Annotated in this window: 24 protein-coding genes and 1 pseudogene; 19 read left to right on the top strand and 6 right to left on the bottom strand. The window is 43.1% G+C overall.

From position 1 onward, the window contains the following. The first annotated feature begins 289 nt into the window (after nucleotides 1–289). Both F885_RS07460 and F885_RS07455 read left to right on the top strand, forming a co-directional pair. Nucleotides 290–1,162 carry an acyl-CoA thioesterase gene (locus tag F885_RS07460; RefSeq protein ID WP_005317970.1) on the top strand — a complete coding sequence of 291 codons (873 nt, stop codon included), beginning with the start codon at nucleotides 290–292 and terminating at the stop codon, nucleotides 1,160–1,162. A gap of 130 nt (nucleotides 1,163–1,292) precedes the next feature. Then, nucleotides 1,293–2,534: a dicarboxylate/amino acid:cation symporter gene (locus tag F885_RS07455; RefSeq protein WP_005317972.1), complete on the top strand. Its 1,242-nt coding sequence runs from the start codon at nucleotides 1,293–1,295 to the stop codon at nucleotides 2,532–2,534. Nucleotides 2,535–2,589: 55 nt separating this feature from the next. On the opposite strand, the gene F885_RS07450 is transcribed toward F885_RS07455, so the two are convergent. From F885_RS07450 to F885_RS07425, 6 genes are all read right to left on the bottom strand, one after another. Continuing rightward, entirely contained in the window at nucleotides 2,590–3,534 is a 945-nt protein-coding gene (locus tag F885_RS07450) for a metal-dependent hydrolase (protein ID WP_005317976.1), read from the bottom strand. Between the two features lie 129 nt (nucleotides 3,535–3,663). Then, the gene (yihA, locus tag F885_RS07445; RefSeq protein WP_005185270.1) at nucleotides 3,664–4,440 is read right to left on the bottom strand and encodes a ribosome biogenesis GTP-binding protein YihA/YsxC; all 777 of its coding nucleotides are present in this window, start codon (nucleotides 4,438–4,440) and stop codon (nucleotides 3,664–3,666) included. Between the two features lie 84 nt (nucleotides 4,441–4,524). Beyond that, nucleotides 4,525–4,977, bottom strand: coding sequence for an RrF2 family transcriptional regulator (locus tag F885_RS07440; RefSeq protein WP_005147145.1), 453 nt, complete (start codon nucleotides 4,975–4,977; stop codon nucleotides 4,525–4,527). 79 nt (nucleotides 4,978–5,056) lie between these two features. Next, nucleotides 5,057–6,268: an NO-inducible flavohemoprotein gene (hmpA, locus tag F885_RS07435; RefSeq protein WP_005317980.1), complete on the bottom strand. Its 1,212-nt coding sequence runs from the start codon at nucleotides 6,266–6,268 to the stop codon at nucleotides 5,057–5,059. Nucleotides 6,269–6,409: 141 nt separating this feature from the next. After that, the gene (locus F885_RS07430; protein WP_004804110.1) at nucleotides 6,410–7,960 is read right to left on the bottom strand and encodes a helicase HerA-like domain-containing protein; all 1,551 of its coding nucleotides are present in this window, start codon (nucleotides 7,958–7,960) and stop codon (nucleotides 6,410–6,412) included. A 19-nt stretch (nucleotides 7,961–7,979) separates the two neighbouring features. Next, the gene (locus tag F885_RS07425) at nucleotides 7,980–9,173 is read right to left on the bottom strand and encodes a PLP-dependent transferase (RefSeq protein WP_004804111.1); all 1,194 of its coding nucleotides are present in this window, start codon (nucleotides 9,171–9,173) and stop codon (nucleotides 7,980–7,982) included. A gap of 169 nt (nucleotides 9,174–9,342) precedes the next feature. Between F885_RS07425 and F885_RS07420 the strand changes: the two genes are divergently transcribed. The 17 genes and pseudogenes from F885_RS07420 (at nucleotide 9,343) to rpsH (ending at nucleotide 17,389) form a co-directional block, all read left to right on the top strand. Beyond that, nucleotides 9,343–10,071 carry a type 1 glutamine amidotransferase gene (locus F885_RS07420; protein WP_004804112.1) on the top strand — a complete coding sequence of 243 codons (729 nt, stop codon included), beginning with the start codon at nucleotides 9,343–9,345 and terminating at the stop codon, nucleotides 10,069–10,071. Between the two features lie 227 nt (nucleotides 10,072–10,298). Beyond that, nucleotides 10,299–10,610, top strand: coding sequence for a 30S ribosomal protein S10 (rpsJ, locus tag F885_RS07415; RefSeq protein WP_000070912.1), 312 nt, complete (start codon nucleotides 10,299–10,301; stop codon nucleotides 10,608–10,610). 59 nt (nucleotides 10,611–10,669) lie between these two features. Then, nucleotides 10,670–11,308 carry a 50S ribosomal protein L3 gene (rplC, locus tag F885_RS07410; RefSeq protein WP_004775888.1) on the top strand — a complete coding sequence of 213 codons (639 nt, stop codon included), beginning with the start codon at nucleotides 10,670–10,672 and terminating at the stop codon, nucleotides 11,306–11,308. A gap of 11 nt (nucleotides 11,309–11,319) precedes the next feature. Continuing rightward, complete coding sequence (gene rplD / locus F885_RS07405) at nucleotides 11,320–11,922, top strand: 50S ribosomal protein L4 (RefSeq protein ID WP_004804113.1); 603 nt, start codon at nucleotides 11,320–11,322, stop codon at nucleotides 11,920–11,922. Continuing rightward, a complete protein-coding gene (gene rplW, locus F885_RS07400; RefSeq protein ID WP_004641070.1) occupies nucleotides 11,919–12,239 on the top strand; it encodes a 50S ribosomal protein L23 in 321 nt (106 codons plus the stop codon). The genes rplD and rplW overlap by 4 nt, the downstream gene beginning before the upstream one ends. Nucleotides 12,240–12,250: 11 nt before the next feature. Beyond that, nucleotides 12,251–13,075, top strand: coding sequence for a 50S ribosomal protein L2 (rplB, locus tag F885_RS07395; RefSeq protein ID WP_004804114.1), 825 nt, complete (start codon nucleotides 12,251–12,253; stop codon nucleotides 13,073–13,075). Between the two features lie 13 nt (nucleotides 13,076–13,088). Next, a complete protein-coding gene (gene rpsS, locus F885_RS07390) occupies nucleotides 13,089–13,364 on the top strand; it encodes a 30S ribosomal protein S19 (protein ID WP_004641066.1) in 276 nt (91 codons plus the stop codon). 11 nt (nucleotides 13,365–13,375) lie between these two features. Then, nucleotides 13,376–13,705: a 50S ribosomal protein L22 gene (rplV, locus tag F885_RS07385; protein WP_004657676.1), complete on the top strand. Its 330-nt coding sequence runs from the start codon at nucleotides 13,376–13,378 to the stop codon at nucleotides 13,703–13,705. A 1-nt stretch (nucleotide 13,706) separates the two neighbouring features. Continuing rightward, nucleotides 13,707–14,523, top strand: a pseudogene (gene rpsC / locus F885_RS07380) (30S ribosomal protein S3). Beyond that, entirely contained in the window at nucleotides 14,463–14,876 is a 414-nt protein-coding gene (gene rplP / locus F885_RS07375) for a 50S ribosomal protein L16 (RefSeq protein ID WP_004657678.1), read from the top strand. Before rpsC ends, rplP begins: the two are co-directional and overlap by 61 nt. Next, nucleotides 14,876–15,073, top strand: coding sequence for a 50S ribosomal protein L29 (gene rpmC, locus F885_RS07370; RefSeq protein WP_000849927.1), 198 nt, complete (start codon nucleotides 14,876–14,878; stop codon nucleotides 15,071–15,073). The genes rplP and rpmC overlap by 1 nt, the downstream gene beginning before the upstream one ends. Continuing rightward, nucleotides 15,070–15,327 carry a 30S ribosomal protein S17 gene (gene rpsQ / locus F885_RS07365; protein ID WP_004657679.1) on the top strand — a complete coding sequence of 86 codons (258 nt, stop codon included), beginning with the start codon at nucleotides 15,070–15,072 and terminating at the stop codon, nucleotides 15,325–15,327. Before rpmC ends, rpsQ begins: the two co-directional genes overlap by 4 nt. Before the next feature lie 92 nt (nucleotides 15,328–15,419). Next, nucleotides 15,420–15,788 (top strand): 50S ribosomal protein L14, encoded by a 369-nt coding sequence (gene rplN / locus F885_RS07360; RefSeq protein ID WP_004657680.1) that lies wholly within the window; start codon nucleotides 15,420–15,422, stop codon nucleotides 15,786–15,788. 9 nt (nucleotides 15,789–15,797) lie between these two features. After that, entirely contained in the window at nucleotides 15,798–16,115 is a 318-nt protein-coding gene (rplX, locus tag F885_RS07355; protein WP_004804115.1) for a 50S ribosomal protein L24, read from the top strand. 15 nt (nucleotides 16,116–16,130) lie between these two features. Then, complete coding sequence (rplE, locus tag F885_RS07350; RefSeq protein ID WP_004804116.1) at nucleotides 16,131–16,667, top strand: 50S ribosomal protein L5; 537 nt, start codon at nucleotides 16,131–16,133, stop codon at nucleotides 16,665–16,667. A 9-nt stretch (nucleotides 16,668–16,676) separates the two neighbouring features. Further along, nucleotides 16,677–16,982: a 30S ribosomal protein S14 gene (gene rpsN / locus F885_RS07345; protein ID WP_004641050.1), complete on the top strand. Its 306-nt coding sequence runs from the start codon at nucleotides 16,677–16,679 to the stop codon at nucleotides 16,980–16,982. An 11-nt stretch (nucleotides 16,983–16,993) separates the two neighbouring features. Further along, nucleotides 16,994–17,389 carry a 30S ribosomal protein S8 gene (gene rpsH / locus F885_RS07340; protein WP_005317991.1) on the top strand — a complete coding sequence of 132 codons (396 nt, stop codon included), beginning with the start codon at nucleotides 16,994–16,996 and terminating at the stop codon, nucleotides 17,387–17,389. The last annotated feature ends 13 nt before the right edge of the window (nucleotides 17,390–17,402 follow it).

A 17,402-nucleotide genomic window follows, 5' to 3' on the forward strand; every position in this document is an offset into this window, starting at 1 on the left:
CTAAATAATAATCCTGACATCGAGTCATGATGAACACGACATTCTGCGATATTCTTACATGAAACGGTATGTTATTTTCTGACAAAATATAGCGTATTTGGTAGATTTTATCGTTAAAAATCGTATTTTTAGCCGCTATAAATACATATTAAGATAATCAATACATCATTATCGTGACGCATGAATCATTTTATCCTAACCATTGTCATTTGAATTTGTGGCACAATCAAAATTATCAACCCTGAATGGATTGGTTGATCTCTCCTCATTGATGTTGGAAGGCTATTACATGAATGCGTTAACTCAAGAATTGGTAGAACTGTTGACTCTGGAAAAGTTAGAAGAACATATTTTCCGAGGCAATAGCCGCAATTTGGTAGGCAAGCGAGTGTTCGGTGGGCAAGTGCTTGGACAAGCATTAAGAGCCGCGTCATATACCACGGATCGTCCTGCACATTCTTTACATGCCTATTTCTTGTATGGTGGCGATGTTAATGCACCGATCATTTATGAAGTTGATCCACTCAGAGATGGTAAAAGTTTTGCCAGTCGCCAAGTTCGGGCAATCCAGCATGGTCGCACCATTTTCTCTGCGATGGTCTCTTTTGCCAATCCCGAAGAAGGCTTGAATTATCAACATAAAGAGCCAGAGTATCCTGAACCAGAGACCTTAAAGTCTGAGAACGAGCTGAAAGAAAGCCTGATTAATTTTGTCCCAGAGAATGTACGCGCCAGTTTTATGCGTGAGCGTCATGTGGAAATCAGACCGACGCAGTTGATTAATCCGTTTCAACCGCAGCCAGAAGCGCCGTTCTATGCACATTACATTCGGACCCATGATGCGATTCCAGCGAATTTAGATGAAATCTCGCTGCATCAGGCGATTGTGGCATTTTACTCAGATTTTACCTTAATGACCACGGCGTTACGTCCACATGGTTTGTCTTGGATTTCTCCGAATTTACAGTGTGCCAGTATCGACCACACTATTTACTTCCATCGTCCGCTGCGTGCAGATGAGTGGATGCTTTATGATATGGAAGCGACTATCAGTGCCAGTTCCCGTGGCTTGAACTTTGGGCGGATGTGGCAAAATGGACAGCTGGTGTGTAGCACTGTGCAAGAAGGTTTGATTCGGCTCAGAGAAATCGAAACCCAGTGAAAAATGAATCAACACTAAAGCCATCATTCTGATGGCTTTTTTTATCATAAGCATGTGACAAAAAATTGCTCGATTCTTCAACATGAGCATGCCATAGTACGGCTAAGTTAAAATGTTTTATCCATTCACAATGAATCTAAATACACAAATTTTAATTGCAGCTGTGCTTGGTGTGGCCTTTGGTTTTCTGTTGCTGGCCTATCCGCAGACGGTATTTGTTGAACACAGCCTTTATGGACTGGGTATTTTAAGTAGCATTTTCATTGGTTTGTTGAAAATGTTGCTGATTCCACTGATTTTTAGCTCGATTGTAGTTGGGGTTTCCAATTTACAGGCGGGCGGTCAATTTGGTCGAGTCTGGAAAATTACCGCATTGAGCTGTTTGACCACCACCACCTTGGCTTTAATTCTAGGGATTAGCTGTGCGCATCTGTTTGAGGTGGGTAAAGGGGTGGATATTCAATTATTCCAAGCTGCGATGGATAGTCATCAAACCCCTGATACCTTAACCCCATCGAGTTTCTTTAGCACTTTTATTCAAAATACCTTAATCAATCCATTTAAGGCATTTAGTGAAGGCAATGTGTTGGCGGTGGTGGTATTTGCCTTATTTCTGGGCGTGGCTTTGGTTAAAGGTGGCGAGCGCTTCGCCTTGGTTCGTAACATCAGTCAGCAATTTTTTGACATCATGATGATGTTGGTCGGTTGGGTGATGAAGCTTGCGCCGATTGGGATTTTTGCACTCTTGGCAAAGTTGATTGCCACCGAAGATTTGTCGGTACTCAGCCGTTTGGTTGAGTTTGCTGCGGTAGTGACCGGTACGACCATTTTCCATGGAGCGGTGGTGTTACCTGCTTTGTTATGGATTTTTGGGCGGATGAATCCAATCACCTTTTTTAGAGGAGCGAGAACAGCCTTAGTCACAGCTTTTGCCACCAGTTCTAGTTCTGCCACCATGCCGCTGAGTATGAAGTGTGCGCAGGAAAATTTGGGTGTGCGTCCGCAAACGGCTGGCTTTGTGATCCCATTGGGTACACAACTGAATATGGATGGTACGGCACTCTATGAAGCAGCAGCGGCTTTATTTATTGCCAACTTGATGGGGCTGGATTTGAGCCTGACCCAACAGTTGATTGTTTGTTTGACTGCTATGATTGCATCCTTAGGTGCGCCGGGGATTCCAAGTGCAGGGATGGTCACCATGATCATGGTGTTACAGTCAGTTGGTTTACCTGCCGAAGCGATTGCGATTTTATTGCCGATTGACCGTGTCTTAGACACCGTGCGTACGGTAGTCAATGTGCAAGGTGACATGATGATCAGTGTGGTGGTTGATCGTTATGCGAAACAGGCGGAAGCTGAGTCTAGTTAATTTTATAGGCATAAAAAAAGCAGGAGAGAGTTCCTGCTTTTTTTATTTTTAAATTTTAAGCGGCTTGTTGCAAGGCACGCTTTGCGGCAGGCGAATTATTCAGATAATTCACAGCGTCTTGGGTATTGCCTTCTTTGACCGGGTCATACCAAGGCATGAGGTAATCAATCTGTTGTGCAACCAACCATGCAGGACCTGGCAAGATTTTAGCGTCTTTTAATGCGATTTTCGACCATTCGATCCAGATCCATGGTTTAAATAAGCTTGGTTTCTTGTCAGAAAAACGAGGGTCTTGGCTCATGATATGTGCTGCACCATCGACCCATAGACCAAGTACACCGATAATAACGGCAACACTCATGTAGTAACGTGCGATGTAACCACCGCCCAAATGGCGATAGAGATCAAATGCAACAGTACGGTGTTCAATTTCTTCAGAGCCATGCCATTTGATCAGATCGATCATTTCTGGATCTGCACCGAGTTCTTCCCAACGCTTGTTGTACAGTGCATATTTGCCCAGTACACAGGTCATGTGTTCAACAGTCGCAATCACACCGAGACGGAATAAATCCCACTGATGCTCGAGTGCTTTTGGAATTTCTTTATCGAAAGGCTTGTCAGCCAAGACCTTGGTGAATAAGAAATCCATGATGTCGAGGTTGCGCTGAATATCAATATTGCGTTGCGTCAAATATTCTTTATTGGCAGAGGTATGTGCAACGGCATGCATTGCTTCCTGACGAATAAAGGCTTGGACGTCTTGCTTTAATTTTTCATCGGTAATTTTTGGAAGGACTTTGTTATATAAACGGCAAAACCAAAACTCACCAGCAGGTAAAATATTGTTAATTTCATTAATAAAATAGCTGGCAAAAGGCTGGTTTGGAATCCAATCCACTGGCGTATTTTCCCAGTCAAACTTTACTTTGCGTGGGAGGATTTTATAGTCAATCGAAGAACCAAGAACTTTGTTCTTCACAAATGATAGTAATTTCATCGTTTAGTCCTAATCGATAGTGCAATGAACCAACACTAAGCAGTATATGAAAACTACCTAGTGTTTGTGTTTAGCAATTCGGGACAATTAAAAATTATTTTATGCAACTTGATGCATAAAATGCACTTTTTATTCTTGAATGTCGGTTTCTGAGGCTTCTGGGATTTGGCTGAGGTCAAATTCTGCTGGTTGATCAAGGGTGTAATTCAAACGACCTGCCATGACAGTTGCCAGTTCTTCTAAGCCAATGCGATTGAGCGATGAGAACAGTTGAATTGAGAAATCGAGTTTCATTTTCTTCAATTGCTGTTTTACATCAAATAAAACTTCATTGGCAGGGCCGCGGTTCAACTTATCTGCCTTGGTCAGCAGGATATGTACAAATAAATGACGTGAATGCGCCCATTCTAGCATCATCAAGTCAAAGTGCTGTAAAGGATGGCGAATATCCATCAATAGCACCAAGCCTTGTAAGCTTTTACGGTGGATTAGATAATTTTCGAGTTCTTTCTGCCAAACGATTTTCATTGCTTCAGGAACCGCTGCATAACCATAGCCAGGTAAATCGACCAAGCGCTGATCTGGATTGCCCAAGCTGAAAAAGTTGATCATTTGGGTGCGCCCCGGTCTTTTTGAAGCACGTGCCAATTGCTTTTGATTGGTTAAAGTGTTGATTGCACTTGATTTACCTGCATTGGAACGGCCAGCAAATGCGATTTCATAACCTGTGTCTTCTACGCATAAAGCCAGTTTCGGCGCACTCATCAAAAATTCAGCTTGGCGTAACCAAGTTAAAGACTGTACTGCATATTCAGTTAATGCAGGGTCAGCCTTTTTTTCATAACTGATTTTTTGTTTAGGTGCGAGTCTGGCTTTGGTATCTTTCGATTTTTCACTGCGACGCATAGAAGCTTACTTTTGAATAGAAATAGCAACGACCATTATAAAGGATGTGAGGCGTTCGTGCGAATCCTTCATCTGTATGTGATTTTAAGCTTTCTGAATAAGCTCTAAAAAGTCGATATTTGAGCGTGTGGAAGAGGGGATAATACCCTGTTGGACGACTTCGCCAAGCGTATATTGATCTAGGCTTTGATAGAAGCATTCTAAGGCTTGATCTAAAATTCCTTTTAGTCCGCAGTTGGCTCGAAGTACACAAGGAGGGGTATTACATTCAACAATTTGATGATTTCCTTGTAAGGTTCGAACAATCGCACCTAATTTCAGATTCTTGGCTTCCGGATTGAGGCGCAGGCCACCGCCTTTGCCGCGAATGGTCACAATCCAATGTTGTTTACCCATGAAGTGCACGACTTTAACCAAGTGGTTTTGCGACACATGTAAGTCTTCTGCGATATCTGCAATCGTATAAGGTACATCACTCGGACGAGCGACATACATCAAAATTCTGAGTGCATAATCAGTAAACTTATTGAGTTGCATGTGGTTTCACTCAATCTAGTGCAAGAAATAGAAAGGGCTAGTCTAACATAGACTAGCCCCATGCAAAATGTAGTGTGGCTTAGCTGAGTTTAACGCCACCTGTGCCAAAGGCTTCGCTGTGAATGTTGGCAGCAGGAATACCACGAGCAACCAGTGCCTGATGTTGCGCTACCATAAATGGCATTGGCCCACATAAATAATAATCGGCATTGGCGGGTAATAGTGCCGCATCGATGCTGCTTAAATCTAAACGTCCAGCAACATCGTAGTCTTCACCAAGGCTGTCATTTTCGTGTGGAAACTCATATGCTGTAAATGTACTTAAACGTGGATAATTGGTTTTAAGCTCTTGGATATGCTGCTTCATGGCATGCACTTGGCTGCTGCGGCAGGCATGAATGAAATTCACGGGTTGCGGCATATCCAATGTCACTAACTGATTTAGCATCGCAATCATTGGGGTTAATCCTACACCACCACTGATAAAGACATTACGCTTGCTGCTATCGATCAAATAGAAATTACCAGTTGGTGCAGACACTTCAATTTCAGAACCTTCAGCTAGACCATGTAATGTGCTGGATACCCAACCACCAGCGAGTTCACCTTTTTCATCTTCACGTTTCACTGAGATACGCAAATAATCTGCCTGTGGGCTAGTCGAAAGCGTATATTGACGCGGTTGTCTTAAGTTGAGTTCAGGGACAAACACGCGGACTGAAATATATTGGCCTGCTTTATAATGCGGTAATGCGCCGCCGTCTACAGGGGCAAGGTAGAACGAGGTAATCTCATCACTTTCCACCACTTTTTTGGCGATTTTGAAATTACGCCAGCCTAACCAACTGCCTTGGGTTTGTTGGTGTTGATCATAAATGGCTTTTTCAGTACTGATAAATAGATCAGCTAATTGACCATAAGCGGCAGCCCATGCAGCAATCAATGGATCTTCCATTGAAATATTGAGGACTTCACTAATCGAGTGCAAAAGGTTTTCACCGACAATGCCGTAGTCAGGGGATTGAATATTCAAGCTCACGTGTTTATGCGCAATCATTTCAACCACAGGCAAAAGCACAGAAGGGTCTTCAATATTTTCTGCATACGCCAAAACTGCACCCGCAAGTGCCTGTGCTTGAGCCCCACTACGTTGGTGTCCCATGTTAAAGGTTTCTTTTAATTCGGGATGATTACCTAACATGCGGTTATAAAAGTATCCAGTCAGTGCAACACCATTTTCGCGTAGGACAGGAACAGTGGCTTTTACTAGGTCAATTTGCTGTGGAGTCATGCTTGATCTCTCTTGGCTATCATTTATAAGATGTATTTAAAATACATCTTATAAGGTGTATTTGCAATGCATATTTAAATAAAAGCCATAAAAAAATTAAGGGATAATTTATTATCCCTTAATTTACAAATGAATATGGATTTATTTTTTACCGAATAATGAACCGAGTAAGCCACGAACAATTTTTTGTCCAGTTGTCCCACCTAAACTACGCGCGGCACTCTTGGCAAAAGTACCGACGATATCTTGGGTGAGCTTCTCGCGATCACGCTGTGACTTTTCTGCGGCTTTTTGTTGCTCACGGGCAAAACGTTCTTGCTCTTTGGCTTGTTGCTTGGCCAAAGCATCTTGTTCCTTGCTTTGCTGTTTGGCTAACTCATCTGCCTCTTTTTCTTGGGATTGTTGTAATACTTTCTTTTGCAGCATTTCATAAGCACTGTCCCGGTCAATGGCTTGGTCGTAGACACCCGCCACGATACTTTGCCCAATAATGACTTGACGTTCTTCAGGCGTGATCGGGGTAAAGGAGGAGTAAGGAGGCATCACCCAACCGCGCTCCACAATTTGTGGCGTCCCTTGTTCATCTAGGCAACTAATCAATGCTTCACCGACTGCAAGTTCAGTAATGGCTTGATCGACTTTAAACTCTGGATTGGCACGGAAAGTATCTGCTGCGGTTTTGACTGCCTTTTGGTCTTTAGGGGTAAATGCACGTAAGGCATGTTGTACACGGTTACCTAGTTGCCCTAAAACACTTTCTGGTAAATCCAGTGGATTTTGGGTAATGAAATAAATCCCCACACCCTTAGAGCGGATCAAACGTACCACTTGTTCAATCTTTTGTTGCAAAGCAGGACTGGCATTATCAAATAGTAAATGCGCTTCATCAAAGAAGAATACCAATTTGGGCTTGTCCATATCGCCTACTTCAGGTAACTGCTCAAATAGTTCAGACATCATCCAAAGCAGGAAAGTGGCATATAACTTCGGGGTGTTCATCAACTTATCTGCAGCCAAGATGTTGATATAGCCATGACCATTGGTGTCAGTTTGAATGAAATCGAGAATATTAAGGCTTGGCTCACCAAAGAACTGTTCACCGCCTTGATCACCTAAAGCCAGTAGATTACGTTGAATTGCCCCTAGACTGGCAGGGGAAAGGTTGCCATATTCGGCTTTGAGGCTGGCAGCATTTTCACTGACATAAGTCAGCATGGCTTTCAGATCTTTAAAATCGATCAGTAAAAGACCTTGATCATCAGCAACACGAAACACCGCTGAAAGTACACCTTCTTGGGTGTCATTCAGATTCAGCATTTGTGCCAGTAATAAGGGACCAATCTCTGAAATGGTGGTACGAATTGGATGGCCTTGCTGACCGAATAAATCCCAAAAGATAACGGGAGATGCTGCAAAAGGAATTGCATCTAGTTGTAAGCTTTTTAGACGCTCATCAAATTTAGGATTGCTGCTGCCTGCTTTGGCAAGACTAGATACATCACCTTTGGCATCGGCAAGAAATACTGGTACGCCAATACGAGAGAAGCTTTCGGCCATCACCTTAAGGGTTACGGTTTTACCGGTTCCTGTCGCACCTGCAATCAAACCATGTCGGTTTGCAAATTTAGAATGTAAAACAATATCTTGTGTTGTATCAGTGGTTTTTTTTGCAATAACGATTGGTGTACTCATTCTTCACCTGTTTTTAATCTCAATCGAGCTGTTTTAATGCGTTTTGAATATCTTGAATTAAATCTTCTGGATGTTCTAGTCCTATACAGAAGCGAACCAATAAACCTTGTTGTAAATGTGTATTTTCCAAAGTACGCATTTGTTTTAAGTCATACAACATTGCCAGACTGACAGGACCGCCCCAACTAAATCCGAGTTTAAACAGCGTTAGGCTGTCGCAGAACTTTCGGATTGCGGCCAGATCATATTCTGGTTTGAAAATAACACTGACCAAGCCTGCACTTTTGCCAGTGCTGCAAATTTCTGTCCAGAATTGATGGCCTGCTGCATCTGGATCGCTTGGATGCAGGACTTGGCTAAATTGTGGTTGTTGTTTTAACCAATTTAACAAGGTGAGTGCACTTTGCGCTTGCTGTTCATAGCGTAAAGACATATGTGCCAAGCTGCGTTGGATCTGTGCCGTATCATCACCTGAAACTGAAATTCCTTGGATGGCATGCATACGATAGAGTTTGTGATGAAGTGCTTGGTCATTCGTGACCACAGAACCCATTAAGATATCGCCACCACCGCTTGGGTATTTGGTCAGTGCATGAACTGTAATATCAACAGTGAGATGCTCATCTGAGAAATCAAAAGCATTGAAAGCCAGTCCTGCACCCCATGTATTATCCAGTGCGGTGAGTACATTGGCCTGTTGTGCTTTTTTAACCAAGCTCTTTAAGTCGGGGAATTCTAAAGTGACTGATCCTGCTGCTTCGAGCCAAATCAGTTTCGCTTTTTCAGTCGGTTGAAAACTATTGGCATCAATTGGATTATAAATTTTAACGGTGATGCCATAACGATCTTGCAGATGATTTAAATGCTCAAGATTAGGGCCATAAATATTATCGGCAACCCAAACCTCATCCCCTGAACTTAAAATGGCACTATTCACGAGATTAATCGCTGATAAACCGCTTGGTGCAAGCAAGCAATAACGTCCGCCTTCAATTTGCGCAATATTGTCCCCTAATGTAAACGTCGTCGGGGTGCCGTGTGTGCCATAACTATAGTCATAAGCATCGGTCCAATGGCGGTCAAAAAGGTGCGCCGTGCTTTTAAAAATAATGGTGGATGCACGAAATAAGGGAGGCTGAACGGTTTCAATGTATTGAGGGGCTTGGCGTGGTGCATGAATCAGATTGGTTTGTGCTTTATTGTGTGTTGTCATGGGGCATGGGCTAAATAAATATAATGACTTAGGTTAAGAGAAAATCAACCAAGCCGCTAGTGTTGCGCTGCTTTTGTACAGAATCGGTACGGATTAATACGATTGCTCAAAACTGGCTTTATTTTTGCTAAGACTAATTATCATTCTAACGATAAATAGGTTCTAGCGCATGAAGTCGCATTTAAGAGTGCATTATTTTCAGCACATTGCTGGTGAAGGTTTTGGCAGTTGCTATGACTTTTTAAAAGCACATAAAGCAAAAATTACCGCAACTGAGTTTTTTGCATTACCCGTCGATTTACCCTTGGAGTTGGAAGCCTTACCGCGAGTAGATGAAGTTGATCTGCTGATTATTATGGGGGGAACCATGAGTGTGAATGATGAAGCAAATTATCCTTGGTTGAAGCTCGAAAAAAGATGGTTACGACGTTATTTGGCTGCGGGTAAACCTGCGATTGGGTTGTGCTTGGGTGGTCAGTTAATTGCCAATGCCTTGGGGGCAGCCGTGAGTCGTAATCCGTACCAAGAATTAGGCTGGATGGATGTGGGGCGTGCCTCGCATGTGCCTGAGGATTACTTTCAAATTCCAGAGCAATTGAATATTTTGCAATGGCATAGCGAAACTTTTGAAATTCCAAAGGGTGGGGTGCGTTTAGCCGAGAATAAAGTCTGCCGAAATCAAATGTATCAGATCGGACGTAATGTTCTTGGGTTTCAGTTTCATCCAGAAATGACACCACAGACCTTGGCGCTGCTGATTGAGAATGAAGAGGATATGGCGGTTTTTAATGGTGAATATGTACAACCGATATCTGAATTAAAAAGAACCATCAAAAGTAAATTTGAACAGGGCAATCGTTTGCTGAATCAGGCAATCGATTATGTTGTGAGTGCATAGCTGGATTGATTGCTTAAAAAATGAAAAGAAGAATTGCATAAGACTTAAACAATCGTTATAATGAGCGACCCTCAAATGGAGGGCGTTTACTACGAAGAAAGTAGTTAACGCATTACAGTCGTGGCATCGATCATGACCTTAGTGATTTTCACTGCCCTTGACACTTACCAGAATGGTGAGGTGCGTCATGGGTGATTCTTTATATATTTGGCTTGGAGTTTACTGGTATGTCTAACCAGAGAATTCGTATCCGTTTGAAGTCTTTTGATCATCGTCTGATTGATCAATCTGCTCAAGAGATCGTAGAAACCGCTAAGCGTACTGGCGCACAAGTGTGTGGTCCAATTCCGATGCCTACTCGCATCGAACGCTTCAACGTTCTTACTTCACCACACGTCAACAAAGACGCTCGTGATCAGTACGAAATCCGCACTTATAAGCGTTTGATCGACATCGTTCAACCAACAGATAAAACTGTTGATGCATTGATGAAGTTAGATCTTGCTGCTGGTGTTGATGTTCAGATCGCTTTGGGTTAAGGCTTTCGGTTGATTAACTTTCTAAGTTAATTAGGCCGCTTTTTTAGAGGTTTATGCACATGGCTATTGGTTTAGTCGGTCGCAAATGTGGTATGACTCGCGTCTTTACAGATGCTGGTGTATCTGTACCTGTTACAGTTATCGAAGTCGATCCAAACCGCATTACGCAAATCAAAACACTTGAAACTGATGGTTATCAAGCAATTCAAGTAACTACTGGTGAACGTCGCGAATCGCGCGTAACTAACGCTCAGAAAGGTCACTTCGCGAAAGCGGGTGTTGCTGCTGGTCGTTTAGTTAAAGAGTTCCGTGTTACTGAAGCTGAGCTTGAAGGCCGTGAAGTGGGTGCTTCTATCGGTGTTGATCTGTTCACAGTTGGTCAAATTGTTGACGTAACTGGTCAGTCAAAAGGTAAAGGTTTCCAAGGTGGTGTTAAACGTTGGAATTTCCGTACGCAAGATGCTACTCATGGTAACTCTGTATCTCACCGTGTATTAGGTTCTACAGGTCAAAACCAGACACCTGGTCGCGTGTTCAAAGGCAAGAAAATGGCTGGTCACTTAGGTGACGAACGCGTAACAGTTCAAGGTCTTGAAATTGTATCTATTGACGCTGAACGTTCTGTTTTAGTTGTTAAGGGTGCTATTCCTGGTTCAACTGGCGGTGACGTTGTTGTACGTCCTACCATCAAGGCCTGAGGGGAAATACTGTGAATTTAAAAACTGTTTCCGGCTCTGCTGTTGAATTGTCTGAAGTTGCTTTCGGACGTGAATTTAACGAAGCTCTTGTACACCAAGTTGTTACAGCTTACTTGGCTGGTGGTCGTCAAGGTACTCGTGCTCACAAATCACGTGCAGATGTTTCTGGCGGTGGTAAAAAGCCATTCCGTCAAAAAGGTACTGGTCGCGCTCGTGCGGGTTCTATTCGTAGCCCAATCTGGGTTGGTGGTGGTAAAACTTTTGCTGCTCGCCCACAAGATTGGTCTCAAAAAGTAAACCGTAAGATGTACCGCGGTGCAATGCAATGTATCTTAGCTGAACTTGTTCGCCAAGATCGTCTTGTATTAGTTGAAGAGTTTGCTGTTGCAGCTCCAAAAACTAAAGACTTGCTTGCAAAACTTACAGACTTGAATGCAACTCGCGCATTGATCATTACAGATGCTGTAGATGAGAACTTGTATCTCGCAGCTCGCAACCTTCCACACGTTGATGTGGTTGATGCTACTGCTATTGATCCTGTTAGCTTGATCGCATTTGATAAAGTTGTAATGTCTGTAGCTGCTGCTAAGAAAATTGAGGTAGAACTCGGATGAACAACGAACGTATCTATCAAGTCCTATTAGGACCAGTATTCTCAGAAAAAGCACAAGTTTTAGGTGATACTGCTGGTGTTCAAGTGTTCAAAGTTGCATTAAATGCAAACAAACTTGAAATCAAGAAAGCAGTTGAGCAGCTCTTTGGTGTTGAAGTTGTAAAAATCAATACAACGATCACTAAAGGTAAAACAAAACGCTTTGGTAAAACATTAGGACGTCGTTCTGATGTGAAAAAAGCATACGTCACCCTGAAAGCTGGCCAAGATGTAGAAATGGCTGACTTGGGCGATACCGCTGAAAACGCAGCGGAATAAGGACGAGAATTATGCCAATTCAAAAATGTAAGCCAACGTCTCCAGGACGTCGCTTTGTAGAGAAAGTGGTTCATGACCATCTTCACAAAGGCGCTCCTTATGCACCGTTGGTAGAAGCTAAAAAACGTACTGGTGGTCGTAATAACAATGGTCACATCACTACACGTCACGTGGGTGGTGGTCATAAGCAAAACTACCGTATTGTTGACTTTAAACGTAACAAAGACAGTATTCCTGCGACTGTAGAGCGTATTGAATACGATCCTAACCGTACAGCTCATATTGCTTTATTGAAATATGCTGACGGTGAACGTCGTTACATCATTGCGCCTAAAGGCCTACGTGCTGGTGATAAAGTTCAATCTGGTAACGATGCTCCAATTCGTCCAGGTAACTGCTTACCACTTCGTAACATGCCAATCGGTTCTACCCTGCATAACCTTGAACTTAAAATCGGTAAAGGTGCTCAATTAGCACGTTCTGCTGGTACTTCAGTTCAGTTGTTGGGTCGTGATGGTTCTTACGCTATCGTTCGTTTACGTTCTGGTGAAATGCGTAAAGTCCATGTTGAATGTCGTGCTGTAATTGGTGAAGTTTCTAACCAAGAAAGCAACCTTCGTTCATTGGGTAAAGCTGGTGCTGCGCGCTGGCGTGGTATTCGTCCTACCGTTCGTGGTATGGCGATGAACCCAGTAGACCATCCACACGGTGGTGGTGAAGGACGTAGTAAAGGTATTCAACCTGTAAGTCCATGGGGTCAAAAAGCTAAAGGGTACAAGACACGTACCAATAAGCGTACGACTAAGATGATTATTCGCGACCGTCGCGTCAAGTAAGGGAATCTGAATAATGCCTCGTTCATTAAAAAAAGGTCCATTCGTCGACGCGCATTTGTTCGCTAAGGTTGAAGCTGCGATTGCTGCTAACAACCGTAAGCCGATCAAAACTTGGTCACGTCGTTCAATGATCCTTCCAGACTTTGTTGGTTTAACAATTTCTGTTCACAATGGCCGTAACCACGTTCCAGTAATTGTTACTGAACACATGGTTGGTCATAAATTGGGTGAATTCGCGCCAACTCGTACCTATCGTGGTCACGGTGTTGATAAGAAGTCTAAACGTTAATAGGTGCTATGATGGAAGTAACTGCTAAATTACGCGGTGCCGCTATCTCGGCACAAAAAGCACGTTTAGTTGCTGATTTGATCCGTGGTAAGTCGGTTGCACGTGCGATAGACATTTTGAACTTCAGCAACAAGAAAGCAGCTGTGCTCGTTAAAAAAGCACTTGAATCTGCAATCGCGAATGCTGAACACAACAACAGCTTAGATGTTGATGACCTTAAAGTAACTACGATTTACGTTGATGAAGGCATGAGCCTTAAACGTATCATGCCACGTGCTAAAGGCCGTGCAGATCGTATTACTAAGCGTACTTGTCACATCACCGTTAAGGTAGGGGTTTGATATGGGTCAGAAGGTTCATCCAATCGGTATCCGCCTAGGTGTTGTGAAACGTCATAACGCTAACTGGTATGCGAGTCCGAAACAATACGCTGAATACTTGCTTAAAGATCTTCAAGTTCGTGAGTTTTTAACTAAAAAACTTAAAAACGCGATGATCAGCAATATTCTTATCGAACGTCCTACAGGCGCTGCTAAAGTAACAATTAGCACTGCTCGTCCTGGTATCGTTATCGGTAAAAAAGGCGAAGATATTGAGAAATTACAGCGCGAACTCACCAACATTATGGGTGTTCCAGCTCAAGTTAGCATCAATGAAATTGATCGCCCTGACTTGGACGCACGTTTAGTTGCTGAAGCGATTGCTTCTCAATTAGAAAAGCGTGTTATGTTCCGTCGTGCTATGAAGCGTGCGGTTCAAAACACAATGCGTGCTGGCGCTAAAGGTATCAAAGTTGAAGTTTCTGGCCGTTTAGGTGGTGCAGAGATTGCTCGTACTGAGTGGTATCGTGAAGGTCGTGTACCTTTGCATACGCTTCGTGCTGACATCGACTATGCAACTATGCGCGCAGAAACAACATACGGTACGATCGGTGTTAAAGTTTGGATTTTCCGTGGCGAGATCTTAGGTGGCATGAAACAAGTCATGAACCCTGCTCCTGCTGAAGAGCGTCCAGCTAAACGTGGTCGTGGTCGTGGTGAAGGTCAAGAGCGTCGTGGTCGTCGCGGTGACCGTGCTGCTGACAAGGGAGAATAATCCATGTTGCAACCTAAACGTACCAAATTCCGTAAAGTGCACAAAGGCCGTAACACTGGTCTAGCGCATCGTGGTAGTACAGTATCATTTGGTTCGATTGCAATTAAAGCAACTGAACGTGGTCGTATGACTGCGCGTCAGATTGAAGCTGCACGTCGTACCATTAGCCGTCGTATCAAACGTGGTGGTAAAATCTTCATCCGCGTATTCCCAGACAAACCAATTACCGAAAAACCATTAGAAGTACGTATGGGTAAAGGTAAGGGTAGCGTGGAATACTGGGTTTGTCAGATCCAGCCAGGTAAGATCCTGTACGAAATTGAAGGTGTTAGCGATGAGTTAGCGCGTGAAGCTTTTGCTTTAGCTGCTGCTAAACTCCCGTTTAAAACCACTATAGTGACTCGGACGGTGATGTAATGAAAACTAAAGATCTACGTGAAAAGTCGGTAGAAGAGTTGAAAGCTTTGCTTGATGAGCAACAGCTTAACCAATTCCGTCTTCGTATGGCGAAAGCAACTGGTCAACTAGGCAAATCGCATGAAGTGCAAATTGCTCGTAAGACAATTGCTCGTATTAAGACACTCCTTACCGAAAAACAGGGGAACGGACAATGAGTGAAAAAACAGTCCGCACGTTAACCGGCAAAGTCGTAAGCGACAAAATGGACAAGTCTATTGTTGTGCTTATTGAACGCCGCGTTCAACACCCGTTGTACGGCAAATCAATCCGCCGTTCAACTAAATTACACGCTCATGATGAGAACAATGTTGCTAAATTAGGCGACTTGGTAACCATCAAAGAAAGCCGCCCAATTTCTAAAACTAAAGCTTGGACTTTAGTGGAAGTAGTTGAAGCTGCTGCTGAGTAATTAGACGTTCTTGTTGCATCATCGGACAATTTCGAGTACTCTTTGAGCCTTTCGAAATTGTGACCGGTGATGCTCGGTTTTGGAGTAGGGCAATGATTCAAACCGAAAGTATGCTCGACGTAGCAGACAATAGTGGTGCACGCCGCGTACAATGTATTAAAGTACTTGGTGGTTCACACCGTCGTTATGCTTCAGTTGGCGATATTATTAAAGTTACTGTAAAAGAAGCAATTCCACGCGCACGTGTTAAAAAAGGTGACGTGATGAATGCTGTAGTTGTTCGTACAAAGTTCGGCATCCGTCGTCCAGATGGTTCAGTTATTCGTTTCGACGATAACGCAGCTGTTATTTTGAACAACAACAAAGCTCCGATTGCTACTCGTATCTTCGGACCAGTGACTCGTGAACTTCGTACTGAACAGTTCATGAAAATCATTTCATTGGCTCCTGAAGTTCTATAAGAGGCAATCATGGCTAAGATTAAAAAAGGCGATCAAGTAATTGTGATCGCAGGTAAAGAAAAAGGCAAACAAGGTATCGTTTTGTCAGTTTCTGAAGATCGAGTTAAGGTCGAAGGCCTTAACTTAGTGAAGAAGCATCAAAAGCCAAACCGTGTAACTGGCGCTGAAGGCGGCATCGTTACTCAAGAGGCTACGCTTCATATTTCAAACGTGGCAATTTTTAATGCTACAACCCAAAAGGCTGACCGTATTGGTTACCAAGTGATTGATGGCGCGAAAACTCGTGTTTATAAATCAAATGGTGAATCAGTGGCGGTAGCGAAGTAATAGGTTGAAAAGGCAATGGCCAGACTTAAAGCACGTTACAACGACGAACTTAAAGCAAAGTTACAAGAAGAACTTAGCGTTAAGAATGTGATGGATATTCCTCGCATCACAAAAATCACCCTTAACATGGGTGTAGGCGCAGCTGCGACTGATAAGAAATTATTAGATGGCGCTGTTGCTGATATGCAACTCATTGCTGGTCAAAAACCAGTTGTGACACTTGCTCGTAAATCAATCGCTGGTTTCAAAATCCGTGATGGTTGGCCGATCGGTTGTAAAGTTACTTTACGCGGCGACCAAATGTACGAATTCTTGGATCGTTTGATCTCGATCGCAATCCCTCGTATCCGTGACTTCCGTGGTTTCTCTTCGAAATCATTTGATGGTCGTGGTAACTACTCTATGGGTTTAAAAGAGCAAATCGTTTTCCCTGAAATCGATTTTGACAAGATTGATCGTATCCGTGGTTTAGACATCACTATTACGACAACTGCTCGTAGCGATGACGAAGGCCGTGCGCTTATGCGTGCATTCGGCTTCCCGTTCAAATAAGAGGTCGATATGGCTAAGAAAGGTATGATTAATCGCGAATTGAAACGCGAAAAGACAGTTGCTAAATACGCTGCAAAACGTGCTGAATTAAAAGCAACGATTGCTAATGTAAATGCAAGTGACGAAGAACGTTTCGAAGCGACATTAAAGTTACAGGCATTGCCACGTAACGCATCTCCAGTACGTCTTCGTAACCGTTGTGGTTTAACTGGTCGTCCTCATGGTTACTTCCGTAAGTTCGGTTTAAGCCGTAACAAATTACGTGACACAGTAATGCAGGGTGATGTACCAGGCGTTGTTAAGGCAAGCTGGTAAGGAGCGACTAAATGAGTATGCAAGATACCGTTGCCGACATGCTAACACGTGTTCGTAACGCACAAATGGCTAAGAAACAAACTGTTTCTATGCCTTCTTCTAAGTTGAAAGTTGCTATTGCAAACGTACTTCAACAAGAAGGTTATATTTCAAATGTAGAAGTTGCTTCTGAAGAAACAAAATCTACTTTGACAATTACTTTAAAATATTCCGAAGGCAAACCAGTTATCGAAACCGTTAAGCGTGTAAGCCGTCCAGGTCTACGTCAATATCGCGGTAAAGATAAAATTCCTAGCGTTAAGCAAGGTTTAGGTATTGCAATTGTTTCTACAAGCAAAGGCATCATGACTGATCGCGCTGCACGTGCTGCGGGCGTTGGTGGTGAAGTTATTGCTTTTGTTTCTTAATAGGTGATTCCTC

The organism is Acinetobacter higginsii, from assembly GCF_000369845.1.
Taxonomy (GTDB): Bacteria; Pseudomonadota; Gammaproteobacteria; order Pseudomonadales; family Moraxellaceae; genus Acinetobacter; species Acinetobacter higginsii.